The organism is Streptococcus vulneris (assembly GCF_019218685.1).
GTDB lineage: Bacteria > Bacillota > Bacilli > Lactobacillales > Streptococcaceae > Streptococcus > Streptococcus vulneris.
This window is the reverse complement of record NZ_JAHUZC010000006.1, coordinates 93,415-112,630: the sequence shown is the minus strand read 5'-3', so window position 1 is coordinate 112,630 and position 19,216 is coordinate 93,415. Positions and strand designations below refer to the sequence as shown.

Sequence of the window (19,216 nt, the reverse complement as noted above, 5' to 3'; positions counted from 1 at the left end):
TTACACAGCGGATAAATCAGAAATCCCAGCTGTAAGTGGAGTTCAAGCGAAAGACCAAGACCGTGTTGAAACAGTTACTTACCGTAAGGATGCTCAAAAAGCTATTATCCGTTACGTAAGCACTAACGGTAACCGTGTTCTCACAACAGATGAAGTGACAGGTAAGTCAGGTGAAGCCATTGCCTACAGCACAACAAGTCAAATCACAGAATTCAAGAAACAAGGCTATAAGCTTGTTAGCGATGAATTCACAGCGGGTGGTGCGAAGGTTTATGACTACGATACAGCACGTGACCAAGTCTACACTGTAACCCTTTCAGAACGTGTTGAACGTGTAACACCGAAAGATCCTAAACCACAACCAAACACCCCAGTCAATCCAGGACAACCAAATACACCAAATTGGCCACGTACTGTCGAGAGAATGGAGAAATTGACTCAAACAATAACTCGTCGTATCAACTTCCGTTACCTTAAAAATGGAAAAGCTGCATATGGAACGATTGATCAACATATCAGCTATGAAAGAAATGCTCTTGTGAATTTGGTTTCTGGTGATATCAATTATGAACAATGGAAGATTACTGGTATTAAAAACCAAGATGTTGTAGCTCCAGTAGCATCTCAACCATCAGCTACAACTCCTACAGTAGCAAATAATAGTGTAACAAGAGTTGTAAGATCATCTAGTGTAAGACTAGCTTTAGCTCCACAAGTTACTAATTCTCAAGAGTCTCCATTAGGCTTAACTGTGACAGAAAATGGTGAGCGTTCAGTACGTCGTTCATCAAGAGGTAAACGTGCCACTGTAGCAGATCCAGATAGTTCAACTAATTCAGAAGCTGATTCATCTGTTAATGCAGTGTTCAAAGCAGTACGAACTCCTATTACACCAAAATTCTATGCTACTGTGAATAAAGTAGGAACGATGGAGGTTAACCCAAATTCTCCTCAAGATACAGAAGTTAATGTCGACTTGAAAGAAATGGGACGTATTGTAGCAGTCAATAATAAAGGACAATATATCAATGAACAAGGAGAGGTTGTACAAAACATTGAAGACGCTCTCTATAAGTACTATGATAATGATCCAAACGATGCAACAAAAGCAGCGGAAACAAAAATTCCTGCGGCTCCAAAATTCCATGTATTAAATAATACGCAACCAACTGTTTGGGGATATAATATTGTTGACAAGACAATCGAACCAAATGATGAATCTGATCCTGATCGTATCGGAAAAGATACCTTTGTAACATATAATGAAATTATTGATCCAGTATCTAAGGAAACAGAGCAAACTGTGAGCTTTACTGGTGCAGATTCTGCAACTCCTAAAGATAATGTGCAAAATGATTTTGTCTTCAAGGGATCATATAATGAAGCGACTAAAGAAACAACTTGGGAAAACAAGAACCATACCTATGGCATAGTTAAAGTCCCAGTTGTGGCAGGATATTTTGCTGATAAATCAGAAGCTGGTGCTAAGACAGTTACGCCAGATTCACCAAAAGCAACAGATACAGTTACATATAAAGCTTTGGGTAAAATCATTCCAGTAGATGCTTCTGGAAATGTGATTGTAAATGCTCCTCAACCACAATACATGAATGATGCAAATGATCCTCGTAAAGCTGGAGAAACTGCAGTACCTGAAATTGTAGGCTACAAACCAGAGCGTACAAGTGTCACACCTGAAAATCCAGGTGAAGATACAAAGGTAATTTACGTCAAGAAAGATCAAGTTGCAGTGGTTCGTTATATAGATGTTGATAATAAGGATGAGGTCGTTCATACAGACAATGTTACTGGTAAATCTGGAGAAAAGATTGCTTATACGACAGAAACTGTTTTGAAATCATTGATAGAAAAAGGGTACTTATTACAGAAAGATGGTTTCCCTACAGATGCAACTTTTGATACAGATGAAACTAAAGTTCAAGACTATACAGTTCTATTGAAACATAAGATCACTGTTAAAAAAGATGTTCCTAAAGTAGTAGAGAGAACGATCCATTATGTATTTGCAGATGGTACAAAAGCAAGTGAAGATCACCATGATCAAGTAAGTTTTTCACGTATGTTAAGTATCGATAATGTAACAGGTAAAACTACAAGTACATCTTGGGTTTCTGAAGATGGAGTAACAAGTTTTGACGAAGTGGTGTCTCCAACCATTGCAGGATACAATCCTGATCTTGCTAAGGTAGATTCGGTTCAAGGAATTACAGCAGAAACTGGAAATCAAGTTGTAACTGTAACTTATAGAAATGTTCAACCAATTCCACAAGTTACACCAACTCCGGTTCCAACGCCAGCTCCAGCTCCAAAAGAGGGAGAAAAAGACCTTCCAAAAACTGCAGGTCACTCTTCTGGTATGGCTCAAGCTCTAGGAGTGCTTGGTCTAATTGCTGGATTCAGTTTAGTTGGAAAAGCAAAACGAGATGAATAAAATCAAAACAAAACTCTAGACAACAAAATATTGGAAGTGTAGTGTTTTAGGGAGTGAGAATGTATGTCAATACAGCATCAATTCCACTCCCTTTTTTATCATAAAAAGTTAGAGAGAAAATATATGTATTCAAGAGTAAAACGGAATCAAATGAATAAGGTAAACAAGTATTCCATTAGAAAATCAAGTTTTGGTGCAGTATCTGTTGCTGTAGCTGCCTTGATGGTTTTTGGTACTTATTCAAATGTGAGTGCAGATGAACAGAAAGTAGATTCACATCGCACTGAAAAAGAAGAACAAAAAGTCTCTGAAAAACCAGAAGAGACCAAGCAAGAGAAATCTGAGGAAAAAATAGCAGAATTACCTTCAACTCTTCAAGCTCCAGTTTTGGAAAAAGAAGAATTAGATATCAATGCCCTTCTAAAGAAGGAAGCAGAGTCTAAAGTGGCAGCTGAGACAAAAAATTCTGACTCAAAAGAATTCACTTCTAAAGAAGTTAAGTCTAGTGAAGAAAAAACTACCTCACCTGCTTCAAGTGAGAAGGTAAAAGAAGAAAAATCAGTCGAAAAAACTACCTTGGAACAGGTTGTATCAGAAGCAGAAGTTTTAAATCAAGTTGCTGTTCGTTATGCTCAAGAAGCAGATCGTAAAGTTGAAGAAAAAGCCTTGGTTCAAGAAGCTGTTAAGGCAGCAACAATTCAGATTTCACAATCAAAATCCTTGTTGAAAGATTCATCTGTTAGTGCAGAAAATCTTAAGACTCAATTAAATCAACTGTATTCAGCTATTGAAACAGTATATACTGAGTTGCAACGTGCAGGACACGGCAAGAAAATTAGCGCTAATCTATCGCCAACTCAAATACAGGATGTAGCTATCGATAATGGAAATATTATTGCCAGTGGTACAATCGACATGGCCGACCGTGTAACTTCAACAGGTATTGCTGATTATCGCTTCCAATTAAAATTTAAAAATGGTACCTATCATAAGGGGGATATCTTTACAATTGGTTTGAAGGAATTGCCACAAGATAATAATCTTCCTCAAAAATTGGTTGCTGAAGGTAAAGTATTTGCAGAACGAGTGAGTCTGGTTCAGAAAAATGATAATACCAAAGCTGGAAGCCTTTCATACTGGGCTTCACGTGGAGACCGTGACGTTGCTTTGGACACAAAAGAATCATGGGATTTAGTTGACAAAGGGAGTCATATTGAAGCAACATACCGTTTTACTGACGAAATTGAACGCTTAGATGATGTTACTTTTGAACTTCAATACAGAGGTGGAATTCGTTATCCTCGAGTGAACGTGGATAAGTCTGTAACTGGTGTTATTTCAGTTAATGGTCAAAATGTAGTCACTAAGAATTACACTGTGATTAAAACAGATATAGGAGCACCTAAAGTTTATGATACACCAGCTACAGCTAACTTCACAGGTGATGTTATGTTGGATGATGATGGTAGTATCAAAACATATAACAGCACTCTTCGTATCGGAACATGGAAATCAAACTTTAGTGCAGGGACCCGTTTCACCGTTCGTATCAATGATACAGAATTCAATAAGTTTGCTACTGTCGGTGAATTTGTTGAACGTGGTGCCCACAATGTCGAAATGATAAATACTAGCCCTGATACATCAAGAACAAGGGTAAATCGCCATAATGTTATTTTGGAGGCACCTCGTGAAGAGCCTGGTCAACATGCCAAATTCAAGATTCTTAAGGCAGCAGATAATGAATTAACCTTTGAATTGGTATCTGGAAAGATGTTGGCTGGAAGAACTTATGTATTACGTACAAAAGACTTTGGAGTTGACCGTGTTCCGACAAGTCACACAGTTAATTATCTGAATGAAGCTAGAAATGGTTTTAAATCAAATGTTCCAGGGACATTGACAGTTGTTGATGCCAAAGGTAAAAATCTTACAGACCAATACGAACAAGCTGCTGATTCTGATTGGAAAATTGCCAATCCAGATATGGTAAGAACAGATGGACGCCTTGTATATGGAGATGTAGCCGTTCGCTTCGTTGATACTCAAGGGAAAATGCTTCTTCCTGCCATTGCAGCGGTGGAAAATGGAGGTATCCTTCAAGACAAATTCACTACTGTAAGACCATCTACCAAAATTGATACTAGCTATGTAGCTACTTTAGAGAGAAATACAACTGAGACAGAAGTTCAAGAAAACAAAGGAATTCAAACAACATCTATCACAGCACCTTATTTATTGCATTCACCAAATGGTAAATATTATGTCTTTAAAGAATATGCACAGAATGATCGTTTCTATAGCAATACGAAGACATCTGGTACGATTACACGAGCTCAAGCTAACGTGGTAGCTGTGTACGAAGAAGCTAAATTTGGTAAAGTTGATATTCAGTATCGTGATAAAACAAGTCAAGCTATTTTAGAAACATTCAATACACCACATGATAAGAGTTCAAATCTCATTAACTTGTTGGGAAATAACTATGATGTGACTGCTAAAGTTCCTGAACGTTTCGAAAAAGATGGTGTAGTATATGTCTTGTCACAAACACCTGCTAATAGTAAGGGATATTTGACACAGGCTGATATCCATGTTGTTTATGATTATCTTGCTCAACAAAAAGCACAGGTTAAATACCTCAATCAAACAGAAACAAGTCCTAAAGTTTTAGGAAATGTGGATAGTGTAGTTGGTCTTCCAGGTGAAACAATTGTTTATAATTCAAAAACTCGTATTAATCAGTACCTAAAACAAGGATATGAATTAGTACATGATGGTTTTGCAAATGCTAATGATAAACGTTTCGACAGTGAAAAACAAACTGATCAAGTATTCTCAGTTCAATTAATCGAAAAAGTTGTGACTGTTACAGCAGATGATCCAAAACCAATTGCTGGAAATCCATTAGTAGCAGGAGATGCATTGTCACCTGTTTGGCCTAAATCGGTTGAAAATTTAGATACACTGAGAAAAATGACCAAGCAGACGATTCACTACAAATATCAAAAAGATGGCAAACAAGCTTTCAAAGATGTAGTTCGATCTGTAGTTTTTGAAAGAGTGGCGAGAGTTAACCTCGTTACTGGTGCAGTTATTTATGATAATTGGAAAATCACAAGAATTGATGATAAACCAGTAGCGTCAGTGGATACGACTGTTCATAAACCAAATGTCACTCCACAAGGAGTAACAACTATTGCAGCAACTCCTTCTAGTCTAGGGAATGGAATTTCTATCAAACCAGTTTTGACTGTTCCGAATCCAGTTGTTGCATCATCACCAATTGTTGCAAAACCCGTCGTATCGGTAAAACCAGTAACACCGGTTAAACCAGCAGTGTCAACTCCGGCTAAGCCAGCACCTGTAGTTAAACCAAAACCGGTAGCACCATCAACACCAGTCAAACCAGTAATTTCGACACCAGTAACTCCAGCGCCTGTTGCCACACCACAACCAGTTGCTCCAGTGAAACCAGTAGCCCCTGCACCGGTAACACCTGTTAAACCAGTAGTATCTACTCCAGCTACACCAACACCAGCTGTGCAACCAAAACCGGTAGCGACTACTGATTCAAAACCTAGCTTAACTCAAGCTGAAGCCTTGGCTGCAATTAAACCAACAGATTTTTCTTCACAAACATCTGTTAATAAGAAAACAGAGACAAAACCTGTTCCTGGTGGAACGGCTACGACTACAACTACAACGACAACCACTGTTACCTCAAATGCGGCAACAGCGGGTCCAACAACACCGATTGTCACTATTACAACAAATGAAACTGAAACTCATTCAGAGGTGACAAGTGTCATTCATACTGGCACCACTAGCCACACGCATGTGGTCGGAGTTGTTACAAAACCAAACGTAGTTGTTACTCATCCAAAACCAAGTGTTCAGCCTAAACCGCATTTAACGAGACCTCATCATGGACCAGTACACCATGTTCCTTCACGTCCAGGTAAACAAGTTAAACCAATTAGAACTGGACCAGGAACTCGTGGTCATGCTAGAAGACATCGCTAAATATAAAGTGTTAATACTGATTTAACTAGTAGTATAGTATTAAATAGCACAAAAAATGAGCAACTTTAAATTTAAAGTGGCTCATTTTTATATTAAGGACTTCTTAAAATTTTCTATTTTTTATTGAATTGCTACGAACAAGTCTTGAGCTTGTTTTTCAAGTGAGTTTAGGACTGTTTCTTCAAGAACCAATTTTCCGTCTGCCCAGGCAGAGTCATTGACACGTGCAGCAGTAAAGTCACCAACGACTTGTGTACGGATGAATGGCAAAAGGTCCTTGTAAATAGCGAAGAGTTGATCGTGACCTGCATTGGCTACAGATGATACGGTAACAAACTTGTCTTGAAGGGCAGAAGCGCCACGTGTATCAGATAAGTCAAGAGCGCGAGATAGCCAGTCAAGTAAGTTTTTCACCATACCAGGGATAGAGAAGTTATAGACTGGAGAGAAAATCCAGATGGCATCCGCAGCGAGAACTGCTTCACGAGCAGCAGCTACAGCTGGATGTGTTGGAACTTCCAAATCTTGGCTGAAGAGAGGAAGGGTTGAATAATCAAGGTAGCTAACCTCTGCTTTACCAGCAAGTGCTTTCTCAGCTTCGAGAGCCATTTGGTGGTTGAAAGAACCTTGACGTAGTGATCCGACGATAAATAATACTTTTTTAGACATGATGTGTCTCCTTTTTCTTAAATTTCCGAGAAGTCTCTCGTTGTTATAAAATATATTACAACAAAACAAAAGGACTTGCAAGAAATTTGCTCAGAGTTTATTTGAAAATTATAAAATTGCTGAAACTCTAGTCAGTTGCCACTGGAAAAGTAAGAACTGTTTTTTGGATTTTAGTTTTCTTTGATTTTATAGGAGTATTCCAATATTCTCTTGTAATATAATGACATAAGTGCTAAAATAAACAAGAAAACTAGCAATAGAAACCGCAGAACAGCTATTTTCCGGTATCATTTCATAAATCATTAAAGGAACAATAATGGCATTGAAGAATGCTTCTAAAAGGGGTGGAGATCATGTAAGGCAAAGATTAACAAGTGACGGACAAAAGAAATAATAATACACTTGTTAAGGAGAAAAGATGTTAATAAGAAATTATCGGAAAAATATTGGCCTGATGGCCGGAGTTGAGTTTTTTGCATTTCTAGGGATTACCAGTTTTTGGATTCTCTTTCTCAGTCAAAACGGAATGTCTCTTTGGCAGATTGGACTTCTGGAGAGTATTTTTCATACGACCAGTCTTCTCTGTGAAATTCCATCTGGTATGTTAGCTGACCGCTATTCCTATAAGACCAACCTTTATTTAAGTCGTATAGCAGGGATTGTGTCTTCTATTCTTATGTTGGCTGGGCAGGGAAATTTTTGGATTTATGCGCTAGCTATGGCGATAAGTGCCTTGTCTTATAATTTTGATTCAGGAACAAGTGCAGCAATGGTCTATGACTCGGCTGTAGAGGCTGGGCTAAAGGAGCGCTATCTATCCATTTCAAGTTTCATGTCAGGAGTAGCAGAAGGAACTCGTTCTTTGGGGACAGTGTTGGCGGGATTTTTTGTCCATGGTCAATTGCACCTGACCTACTATATCATGATTGCCACTTCTATCATAGTTCTTGTCTTGATTTTGATGCTGAAAGAGCCCAGTGTCAAGCTAGAAAAAACTGATAGTGTGACCATGAAACAGATTATGTGGACTGTTAAGGAAGAGTTGGAGCGAAATCCCATGCTCTTCAACTGGATGATTTTGTCTCAGATTGTTGGTACACTCATGTGCATGTTTTATTTTTACTATCAAAATCAGTTACCAGATTTAAGTAGTTGGCAAATTTCAGCAGTTATGCTACTTGGAAGTCTCTTGAATATCGTCGCAGTCTATCTAGCGAGTAAGATTGGAAAGAGATATGCCGCCTTGAAGCTTTTCCCTGTCCTCGTCCTGCTGACTGGAGTTACCTACCTGCTGTCCTACTTTGGAACACCTCTAATCTATATTTTGGTTTATTTGATTAGTAATGCTCTATATGCTCTTTTTCAGCCGATTTTTGATAATGATTTGCAAGAGCGGCTCCCAAGTGAAGTAAGGGCAACCATGCTGAGTGTCTACTCTATGATGTTTAGTCTAAGTATGATTGTCTTCTTCCCACTGACAGGCTGGTTGATTGACAATTTAGGCTTTGTAGTAACATTTCTTTATCTAGGATCCTTTTTAGTCATGATTAGCCTTCTACTGACTATCTTTTTAGGAAAAATGGCTAAAAGAATAGATGATAAAATGATTCCATAGATTAAAAGAATTTCTGAAAACTTGAGTGCAAGCTCAGGTTTTTTAATACGGTGATTTCGCTTGTGTCTATGCTTTTCTCTCTCGGTTTTAAACAAGAAAAATCGGTTTACTTTGAAGGAAGAAATAAAATACAATTGTTCTTGCATTCACTTGTAATAAAGCCCAATAGATGGTAAAATAGACGAGTGAAAACAAGACAAAATAAAGCAAAAAATAATCTACTGTGGCAGTATGGTCTAGGGATGACGATTTTGTTTGTGGTTATCAGTGCTTCCTTTCTGTATCTGGTTTCTCTTAGTATGAAACCTTATCAAACAGCTAAAAGTGAAGGAGAAAAATTAGCTCAGCAGTATGCAGGATTAGAGCAGGCTGATCAGGTTGATTTATACAATGGCTTGGAATCTTATTACAGCGTTCTTGGTCGTAATAAACAGCAAGAAGCACTTGCTGTCCTGATCGGAAAAGATGACCATAAGATTTACGTTTATCAGCTAAATCAGGGTATTTCACAAGAAAAAGCAGAAGCGGTTTCTAAGGAAAAAGGAGCTGGCGAGATTGACACGATAACCTTTGGCCGTTATCAAGACAAGCCAATCTGGGAAGTCAAGTCAGGAACTAATTTTTATCTAGTAGATTTTGAAACAGGAGCATTGGTCAATAAGGAGGGCCTATGAAACTATCCAACCGTGTTTTAGAAATGGAAGAAAGTGTGACCTTGGCTGCTGGAGCCCGTGCCAAAGCACTGAAGGCTGAGGGAAGAGATATCTTGTCTCTAACCTTGGGTGAGCCAGATTTCACTACTCCAAAAAATATCCAAGATGCCGCCATTGCATCGATTCAAGAGGGGCGTGCTTCTTTTTATACAGTAACCTCAGGCCTGCCAGAGCTCAAGGCAGCAGTCAATACCTACTTTGAGCGCTTTTATGGCTATTCTGTAGCGCCAAATCAAGTGACAGTAGCTGCAGGAGCAAAATATTCTCTCTATACCTTCTTTATGGCTGTGGTCAATCCAGGTGATGAAGTTATCATCCCAACCCCCTACTGGGTCAGCTATGGAGATCAGGTTAAGATGGCAGAGGGTGTGCCAGTCTTTGTTCCTGCTAAGGAAGACAATCACTTTAAGGTGACTGTAGAGCAGTTAGAAGCAGCTCGCACAGACAAGACCAAGGTTTTGCTGCTGAATTCACCATCTAATCCGACAGGTATGATTTACACCCGTGAGGAACTCTTAGCAATCGGGAACTGGGCTGTAGAAAAGGATATTCTCATCCTAGCAGACGATATCTATGGGCGCTTGGTCTATAATGGCCATGAGTTCACACCTATTTCTAGTCTATCAGAAGCGATTCGCAAGCAAACAGTGGTTATCAATGGTGTGTCTAAAACCTATGCTATGACTGGCTGGCGTATTGGCTATGCCGTTGGAGAAGCAGACATTATCGCTGCCATGTCCAAGATTGCAGGTCAAACAACTTCAAACCCGTCAGCAGTAGCCCAGTATGCAGCAGTTGAGGCTCTATCAGGCGAGCAAGATACGGTGGAAAGCATGCGTCAGGCTTTTGAGGAACGTCTCAATACCATCTATCCCCTTCTTGCTGAGGTGCCAGGATTTGAAGTGGTCAAACCGCAAGGAGCCTTCTACCTCTTCCCAAATGTCAAAAAGGCAATGGAGATGAAAGGCTATACGGATGTGACAGAATTTACAACCGCTATCCTAGAAGAAGCTGAAGTAGCCTTGGTCACAGGAGCTGGATTTGGAGCGCCAGAAAATGTCCGCCTCAGCTATGCGACAGACCTAGACACGCTTAAAGAAGCAGTTAACCGCTTGAAAGCATTTATGGAAAAATAAAAGAAAAGGAAAAATAATGACAAAACGTGTAACGATTATCGATGTAAAAGACTATGTTGGTCAAGAAGTGACGATTGGCGCTTGGGTTGCCAACAAATCAGGAAAAGGGAAAATCGCCTTCTTGCAATTGCGTGACGGGACAGCCTTCTTCCAAGGTGTGGCCTTTAAACCAAACTTTTTAGAAAAATTTGGTGAAGAAGTGGGACTTGAGAAGTTTGATGTCATCAAACGCTTGAGCCAAGAAACGTCTGTTTATGTGACAGGTATTGTCAAAGAAGACGAACGTTCTAAGTTTGGCTATGAGTTGGATATTACAGACATCGAAGTGATTGGTGAATCTCAAGACTACCCAATCACACCAAAAGAACACGGAACAGATTTCTTGATGGATAACCGTCACTTGTGGCTCCGTTCTCGTAAGCAAGTAGCTGTTATGCAAATCCGTAACGCTATCATCTATGCAACTTATGAATTCTTTGACAAGAACGGCTTCATGAAATTTGATAGCCCAATTTTATCAGGAAATGCGGCTGAAGATTCAACTGAACTCTTTGAAACAGACTACTTCGGAACGCCAGCTTACTTGAGCCAATCAGGTCAGCTTTACCTAGAGGCAGGTGCTATGGCTCTTGGCCGTGTATTTGACTTTGGTCCAGTATTCCGTGCTGAAAAATCAAAAACACGTCGTCACTTGACTGAGTTCTGGATGATGGACGCAGAGTACTCATACTTGACACATGATGAGTCGCTTGACTTGCAAGAAGCTTATGTGAAAGCTCTTCTTCAAGGTGTTCTTGACCGTGCGCCTCAAGCCCTGGAAACCTTGGAACGTGATACAGAGCTCTTGAAACGCTACATTGCAGAGCCCTTCAAACGTATCACTTACGATCAAGCCATTGACCTCTTGCAAGAGCATGAGAATGATGAAGACGCTGACTACGAGCATCTTGAGCATGGAGATGACTTTGGTTCACCACATGAAACTTGGATTTCAAACCACTTTGGTGTACCAACATTTGTCATGAACTATCCAGCAGCCATCAAGGCGTTTTACATGAAACCAGTTCCTGGAAATCCAGAGCGCGTGCTTTGTGCAGACTTGCTTGCTCCAGAAGGCTATGGAGAAATCATTGGTGGATCTTTGCGTGAGGAAGACTACGATGCCCTTGTTGCTAAGATGGATGAACTTGGTATGGATCGTACAGAGTATGAATTCTACCTTGACCTTCGTAAATACGGTACAGTTCCACACGGTGGATTTGGTATCGGTATCGAACGTATGGTGACCTTTGCAGCAGGAACAAAACACATCCGTGAAGCTATCCCATTCCCACGTATGTTGCACCGTATTAAACCGTAAATAAAAAAGTTATTATAATAAAAAGAAGGGTAATTCCTTCTTTTTGTATTTTGGGTACAAAAATATTATACAAAAAGCGAGAATATATAGATCTTTTTGGTTGACTAGTGTTAAAAATATATGATAAAATTGAATAATGAGTATTGTGTTGTAGTTTCGTTAAAGAAGGCTTTCTTTATCAGGAGAGGCAGGGGATATGAAGGACTTCAACCGTATTCTAAATCAACATATATATAAATAAGGAGAAAACATGTATTCAAGAATGGAAAAATACCATGGTAGAAGAGCCCAGCGCTTTTCTATTCGTAAGTATAGTTTTGGTGCCGCTAGTGTTCTATTGGGAACTGCTCTTCTTTTAGGAGCAAATGCTGTTAAAGCTGATGAGACAAGTACTGCTTCTACAAAAACTCCAGAAGTTACAAATTCTGATAAACAGAAACCTGATTCAGCCATAACAACACCAGTTGTTGAGGAACTTCCAGAATTAAAGATTGATGCTGTAAAAGCAGATGAAAAACCTGAAGTAAAAGAAGAAGTTAAAACTGAAGCTAAACCTGTAGCAGAAAAAGAAGTTACCGATAAAGCTGCAACAGAAAAATCTGATAAAGAGCAAGCTGATAAAAAAGAAGTAGCTAAAGAAAAAACTAACAAAGAAACATCTGAAAAAGCTGCAACAGAAAAAGCACAAGATGAAGTGAAGACAGTTCTTACTCAATTGACTTCAGAAGCTGATGTTATGGCATCTGTAGCCTCAAACTTCTCAGATAAAGAAGTCAAAGATGAATCGGCTAAAAAAGAACTTGCGGTTAAGATTGAGGCAGTGAAACTTGAAGCAGCGAAGTCTAATGATTTGCTTTCATCCGATGCATCTAAAGATCAAATGGTAGCTCAAGTGAATCGTCTTTCTGCTGCCATTGAAGCAGTTTATACGGAAATGAAACGTGCTGGCCATGCAGGTAAAGTAGAATCGGTATTAGCTGCTACTGCATCAAAAATTACAGGTAAAGATGTTTTTAAAGATGGAGAAACAGTTAAAGCTGTAACAAACGCTTATGTTGATATGAATGCAGATAATACGGCTCCTACAGGATGGGGATTTGATACTACTATTAGTACATCAACTCTTAAAGCGGGTTCTATTACAAAAATTGAACTTACTAACTTAGCTGAGTTAGGTGCTGGTTTGGCAGTAAATACGGAAATCAGAGCGACTGATGGAACAGTAGTTGGTAAAGTTAAATCTATCGACTTTAAAACAACTACAGGAAACAACAATAATAAATCTGTACCATATTGGGCACAACGTACACAACGTGGTATGACTTATGACCAACGTGTTGCTGAGCAACCAGCGGTAGCTAACGAAACTGGAACATATACTTACAACATCGAGTGGAACGATAAAGTAAAAGACTATCCGAATGTGTCGTTTGGAGCGAGTAATTTATCGGGTGATGGATATTTAGCTCCACAAATTTCAAAAGACACTCCGTATACAGCGACTATTAAAATTGATGGGCGTACAGTTCTGGAACATACTTATACAAGAAAAGGTCAACAACCTAGCTATCAAAAACAAGGTACGAGTGCATCACTAAGTGAAAACAATGGATTGACATACCTTAACAATGAGCAAATAGGTAGAAGTGATTCAATCGTATTAAAAACTGATTCAGATGTTCGTTATGGAGTAGGATCTAAATTTACAATCAAACTTCCAAATGCAGATTTTACTGAATTTAAAGAACTTGAAGGAAATTCTAGCTTTGTAAATGGATTAAATACAGCGTCTACTATTAACCCTAATAAAGGAGATAGTATTACTTATCGCCCGCAAAACCGTTGGTCTAATGCTAGAGCTAATGAAAACAATGTATGGATTTTACAAGATGGTCGAGATACTGGTTTTACATTAACACCTAGATTAATTTCACCAACGGAATTAGAACTTACTGTTACAGAAGGAACTATTCAAGAAGATTCTATAGTCTCTATGCCTCTTCAATCTTTAGGTATTGAAAAAGTAATAAAAGACAAAACTCTAACAAGTGAATATTCTAATATTACTTATGAAAATGGATTAATTAAACAAGGTTATGTAGGAAACGATAAAACTGCAGCAACTCTTACTGTATCAGGTGGAGAATCTATTAACGGTGAGAAAGAAGATGTTATAACTACAGTGCCAAACGGTTGGAGTGTTAAAGGTGATGGTAAAGTTCAAGGTGAGCCACCAACAGGTGCTGTTGTTAGAACATTCAAAGATTTAGTGACAGGTGAAGTTATAGGTTTTGAACCAACAAGATATACGGGGAATATTCCTTTAAGTGAAGATGGTTCAAAAGATTACACTAATGTGCTTGGAAACAAATATGATGTAAGTAATGATCACGTAGACTTAGTTAAAGAAGTTAACGGAGAAGAATACATTCTTGCAGATCTTCCTCCTGAAAACGTAAAAGGAACACTAAGTGTTACGAAGACAAGAGCAAGAGATTTATATTCTGAAGAAGAATTAAAAGCTAAAGGTATAAATGGATCTGCATTTGTTACCCCAGCAGAGTATGATTATGTTAAGAAAACAAAAGTAGAAGAAGTAAACCGTACAATTAAATTTGTATACGCTGACAATGTTGCAGGCTTAGCGGGTACTGATGTATTCCCATCACAAAAACAAACTGTAAGTTACACAGGTTCAATCAAGTTAACTGCACAAGGTAAAGCGGTAATTAACTCTGAAGACAAACCAGTTTATATTAACTGGAAAGGAACTAATGGTCAAAGTACTGATCTTCCAGAACTTGCAGTACCTCAAAAAGAAGGTTACATCGCAAGTGTTGAAAAAGTACCAGTACAAGCAACAACAGCTACAGATGAAGATTACGAATATGTTGTTAAATATACAGCAATCCAAAAAGCGAAAACAACATTTGTAGACGAAAAAGGAAATGCAATTCCAGGGGTAGCTGAAATTACTGAACAAGGTGGATCAGAAACTCCATTAACAAAAGAAGCTGATGTTAAAGCTAAGATCAAAGAACTTGAAAACAAAGGATATGAATTAGTATCTAATACATACCCAGAAGGTGGTAAGTTCGATACGGATAAAGATACAGATCAAGAGTTCAAAGTAACACTTAAACAAAAAGAAGTTACAGTAACACCGGATCAACCAAAAACACCAGGAACTCCAGTAGATCCAAACAACCCAGACGGACCTAAATACCCAGCTGGCTTGGAAGAAAAAGATCTAAACAAAACAGTAACACGTACAATCACTTATGTGTACGAAGATGGAACTCCAGTATTAAATGAAGATGGAACACCAAAAACAGTAACACAAGAAGCTAAATTCACACGTGAAGCAAAAGTGAACTTGGTAACAGGAGAAGTTACATACGGAGACTGGACACCAGCACAAGACTTAGCTGAAGTTAAATCACCAGTAGTTAAAGGATACTTAGCTGACAAAGCAAGTGTTGCGGTGGTAAATGTAACAGGTGATTCTGAAGATATTAAAGAAGTAGTAACATACAAACCACTAGGATCATGGGTACCAAATATCCCGGGACAACCAACAAACCCAATCAAATATCCGAATAATCCAGATGATCCAACAAAACCAGGAACTGATAAACCGGTATTACCATACGTACCAGGTATGACTCCAAAAGATGGAAATGGACAACCACTTAAACCAGTAGATCCACAAGATCCAACTAAAGGATATGTCATTCCAGATATTCCAAACGATCCAACTCAAAGTACGCCGATTAACTACGTAAAAGATACTCAAAAAGCTAAAACAACTTTCGTAGATGAAAAAGGAAACCCAATTCCAGGAGTAGCTGAAATTACTGAAGAAGGTGACTCAGATACACCACTTACAAAAGAGGCTGATGTAAAAGCGAAAATCAAAGAACTTGAAAACAAAGGATATGAATTAGTATCTAATACATACCCAGAAGGTGGCAAGTTCGATAAAGATAAAGATACAGATCAAGAGTTCAAAGTAACGCTTAAAGCTAAAGAAGTTACAGTAACACCAGATCAACCAAAAACACCAGGAACTCCAGTAGATCCAAATAACCCAGATGGACCTAAATACCCAGCTGGCTTGGAAGAAAAAGATCTAAACAAAACTGTTACACGTACAATCACTTATGTGTACGAAGATGGAACTCCAGTATTAAATGAAGATGGAACACCAAAAACAGTAACACAAGAAGCTAAATTTACACGTGAAGCTAAGGTCAACTTAGTAACAGGTGAAGTGACTTACGGAGATTGGACTCCAGCTCAAGACTTAGCTGAAGTGAAATCACCAGTAGTTAAAGGATACTTAGCTGACAAAGCAAGTGTACCAACTACAAAAGTAACTGCGGATTCAAAAGATGCTACAGAAGTAGTAACCTACAAACCAATCGGTTCATGGATTCCAAATATTCCAGGACAACCAACAACTCCAATCAAGTATCCAAATGATCCAGCAGACCCAACAAAACCAGGGCAACCAACAGAAGTGTTACCATACGTTCCAGGATTCACTCCAGAAGATAAAGATGGCAACCCACTTAAACCAGTTGATCCAACAGATCCAACAAAAGGATACGAAGTACCAAACATCCCAACAGATCCAAGTCAAGATACAGTAATTAACTACGTAGCAAACAAAGCTAAACTAGTAGTTAAATATGTAGATGAAAAAGGAAAAGACTTAATCCCTTCAGAAACAACAGAAGGAAAAGTAGGAGATGAGTACACAACAACTGGAAAAGTTATTCCAGGACACCTACTTGTTCGTGTAGATGGAGACGCTAAAGGTAAGATTGGCACAGATGGTTCAACAGTAACATACGTTTACAAACCAATCGGATCATGGATTCCAAACATCCCAGGTCAACCAACAACTCCAATCAAGTATCCAAATGACCCACAAGATCCAACAAAACCAGGACAACCAACAGAAGTGTTACCATACGTTCCAGGATTCACTCCAGAAGATAAAGATGGCAACCCACTTAAACCAGTTGATCCAACAGATCCAACAAAAGGATACGAAGTACCAAACATCCCAACAGATCCAAGTCAAGATACAGTAATTAACTACGTAGCAAACAAAGCTAAACTAGTAGTTAAATATGTAGATGAAAAAGGAAAAGACTTAATCCCTTCAGAAACAACAGAAGGAAAAGTAGGAGATGAGTACACAACAACTGGAAAAGTTATTCCAGGACACCTACTTGTTCGTGTTGAAGGAGAAGCTAAAGGTAAGATTGGAAAAGACGGTTCAACAGTAACATACGTGTACAAACCAATCGGATCATGGATTCCAAACATCCCAGGTCAACCAACAACTCCAATCAAGTATCCAAATGACCCACAAGATCCAACAAAACCAGGACAACCAACAGAAGTGTTACCATACGTTCCAGGATTCACTCCAGAAGATAAAGATGGCAACCCACTTAAACCAGTTGATCCGAAAGATCCATCAAAAGGATATGTAGTACCAAACATCCCAACAGATCCAAGTCAAGATACAGTAATTAACTACGTAGCAAACAAAGCAAACTTGGTAGTTAAATATGTAGATGAAAAAGGCAAAGACTTAATCCCTTCAGAAACAACAGAAGGAAAAGTGGGAGATGAGTACTCTACAAGTGGAAAAGTTATTCCAGGACACCTACTAGTTCGTGTTGAAGGAGAAGCTAAAGGTAAGATTGGAAAAGATGGTTCAACAGTAACATACGTTTACAAACCAATCGGATCATGGATTCCAAACATCCCAGGACAACCAACAAGCCCAATCAAGTATCCAAACGATCCAGCAGATCCAACAAAACCAGGACAACCAACAGAAGTGTTACCATACGTTCCAGGATTCACTCCAGAAGATAAAGATGGCAACCCACTTAAACCAGTTGATCCGAAAGATCCAACAAAAGGATATGTAGTACCAAACATCCCAACAGATCCAAGTCAAGATACAGTAATTAACTATGTTCCAAATCCTAGGGAAGTAGAAAAACCTGCTAAACCAGCTCAACCTTCTAAACCTTCTAAACAAGAAACACCTAAATATGTTGAAGGTCAAAAAGAGTTGCCTAACACAGGTACAGAAGCTAGCGCTAGTCTAGCATCGCTCGGACTTCTTGGAGCACTAGGAGGGTTTGGACTTCTTGCTCGTAAGAAAAAAGAAGATTAAATCTAATTAGATTTTCTAATAAGAATAAGGAGTTGGATGGAATATCCGCTCCTTTTTCTTATAGTTTGAAACTATAGGATTGCCTAGGAAAGAAGTGTTAGAGGGGACTAACAGTTTTTGGTATAATGGAAGATATTTGAAAGAAAAGAGAAGTGATATGACACAGATTATTGATGGGAAGGCTCTAGCAGCTAAGTTACAAGGACAGCTGGCTGAAAAGACTGCAAGATTAAAGGAAGAAACAGGTTTAGTACCTGGTTTGGTGGTGATTTTGGTTGGGGACAACCCTGCCAGCCAAGTCTACGTTCGAAATAAGGAACGTTCTGCCCTTGCAGCTGGTTTTCGTAGTGAAGTAGTCCGAGTTCCAGAAACCATTACCCAAGAGGAATTGTTAAACTTGATTGCCAAATACAATCAAGATTCAGAATGGCACGGGATATTGGTCCAGTTACCATTGCCAAAACATATTGATGAAGAGGCGGTTTTATTAGCCATTGACCCAGAAAAAGATGTGGATGGTTTTCATCCGCTAAACATGGGGCGTCTTTGGTCAGGTCATCCAGTCATGATTCCTTCGACACCTGCAGGGATTATGGAAATGTTTCATGAATATGGGATTGACTTGGAAGGTAAAAATGCGGTCGTCATCGGTCGTTCCAATATCGTCGGAAAACCCATGACCCAGCTTCTTTTGGCAAAGAATGCTACAGTGACTTTGACTCACTCACGGACTCATAATCTTGCCAAGGTGGCTGCTAAAGCAGATATTCTGGTGGTTGCAATCGGTCGTGCCAAGTTTGTGACTGCTGACTTTGTTAAACCTGGAGCAGTTGTCATTGATGTTGGGATGAATCGCGATGAAAATGGGAAGCTATGTGGTGATGTTGATTATGAGGCAGTTGCCCCACTTGCTAGCCACATCACACCAGTTCCTGGAGGTGTAGGTCCTATGACCATTACCATGCTGATGGAGCAAACTTATCAAGCAGCACTTCGGACATTGGATAGAAAATAGGAAAAAAGAAGGTAGAATAATG

General features: G+C 39.0%; 9 protein-coding genes. 8 read left to right on the top strand and 1 reads right to left on the bottom strand.

The features are described from left to right. On the top strand, nt 1-2,452 hold a 2,452-nt coding region (locus tag KUA57_RS05665), incomplete at its 5' end, for a mucin-binding protein (RefSeq protein WP_431830573.1). 150 nt (nt 2,453-2,602) lie between these two features. Next, complete coding sequence (locus tag KUA57_RS05660; RefSeq protein WP_218493827.1) at nt 2,603-6,478, top strand: mucin-binding protein; 3,876 nt, start codon at nt 2,603-2,605, stop codon at nt 6,476-6,478. Nucleotides 6,479-6,598: 120 nt separating this feature from the next. Here the strand turns inward: KUA57_RS05660 and KUA57_RS05655 are convergent, their stop codons facing one another. After that, the gene (locus KUA57_RS05655; RefSeq protein ID WP_120718607.1) at nt 6,599-7,147 is read right to left on the bottom strand and encodes an NADPH-dependent FMN reductase; all 549 of its coding nucleotides are present in this window, start codon (nt 7,145-7,147) and stop codon (nt 6,599-6,601) included. A gap of 418 nt (nt 7,148-7,565) precedes the next feature. Between KUA57_RS05655 and KUA57_RS05650 the strand changes: the two genes are divergently transcribed. From KUA57_RS05650 to KUA57_RS05625, 6 genes are all read left to right on the top strand, one after another. Beyond that, entirely contained in the window at nt 7,566-8,762 is a 1,197-nt protein-coding gene (locus KUA57_RS05650) for an MFS transporter (RefSeq protein ID WP_218493826.1), read from the top strand. 185 nt (nt 8,763-8,947) lie between these two features. Beyond that, on the top strand, nt 8,948-9,436 hold the full coding sequence (locus KUA57_RS05645) for a cell wall elongation regulator TseB-like domain-containing protein (protein WP_181897263.1): 489 nt from the start codon (nt 8,948-8,950) through the stop codon (nt 9,434-9,436). After that, nucleotides 9,433-10,611, top strand: a complete 1,179-nt coding sequence (locus KUA57_RS05640; RefSeq protein ID WP_218493825.1) for a pyridoxal phosphate-dependent aminotransferase — start codon at nt 9,433-9,435, stop codon at nt 10,609-10,611. Before KUA57_RS05645 ends, KUA57_RS05640 begins: the two co-directional genes overlap by 4 nt. A gap of 16 nt (nt 10,612-10,627) precedes the next feature. Next, nucleotides 10,628-11,971 (top strand): asparagine--tRNA ligase, encoded by a 1,344-nt coding sequence (gene asnS, locus KUA57_RS05635; protein ID WP_250646322.1) that lies wholly within the window; start codon nt 10,628-10,630, stop codon nt 11,969-11,971. 250 nt (nt 11,972-12,221) lie between these two features. Further along, nucleotides 12,222-18,179 (top strand): mucin-binding protein, encoded by a 5,958-nt coding sequence (locus tag KUA57_RS05630; RefSeq protein WP_218493824.1) that lies wholly within the window; start codon nt 12,222-12,224, stop codon nt 18,177-18,179. A 157-nt stretch (nt 18,180-18,336) separates the two neighbouring features. Further along, nucleotides 18,337-19,194, top strand: coding sequence for a bifunctional methylenetetrahydrofolate dehydrogenase/methenyltetrahydrofolate cyclohydrolase (locus tag KUA57_RS05625; protein ID WP_061590332.1), 858 nt, complete (start codon nt 18,337-18,339; stop codon nt 19,192-19,194). The last annotated feature ends 22 nt before the right edge of the window (nt 19,195-19,216 follow it).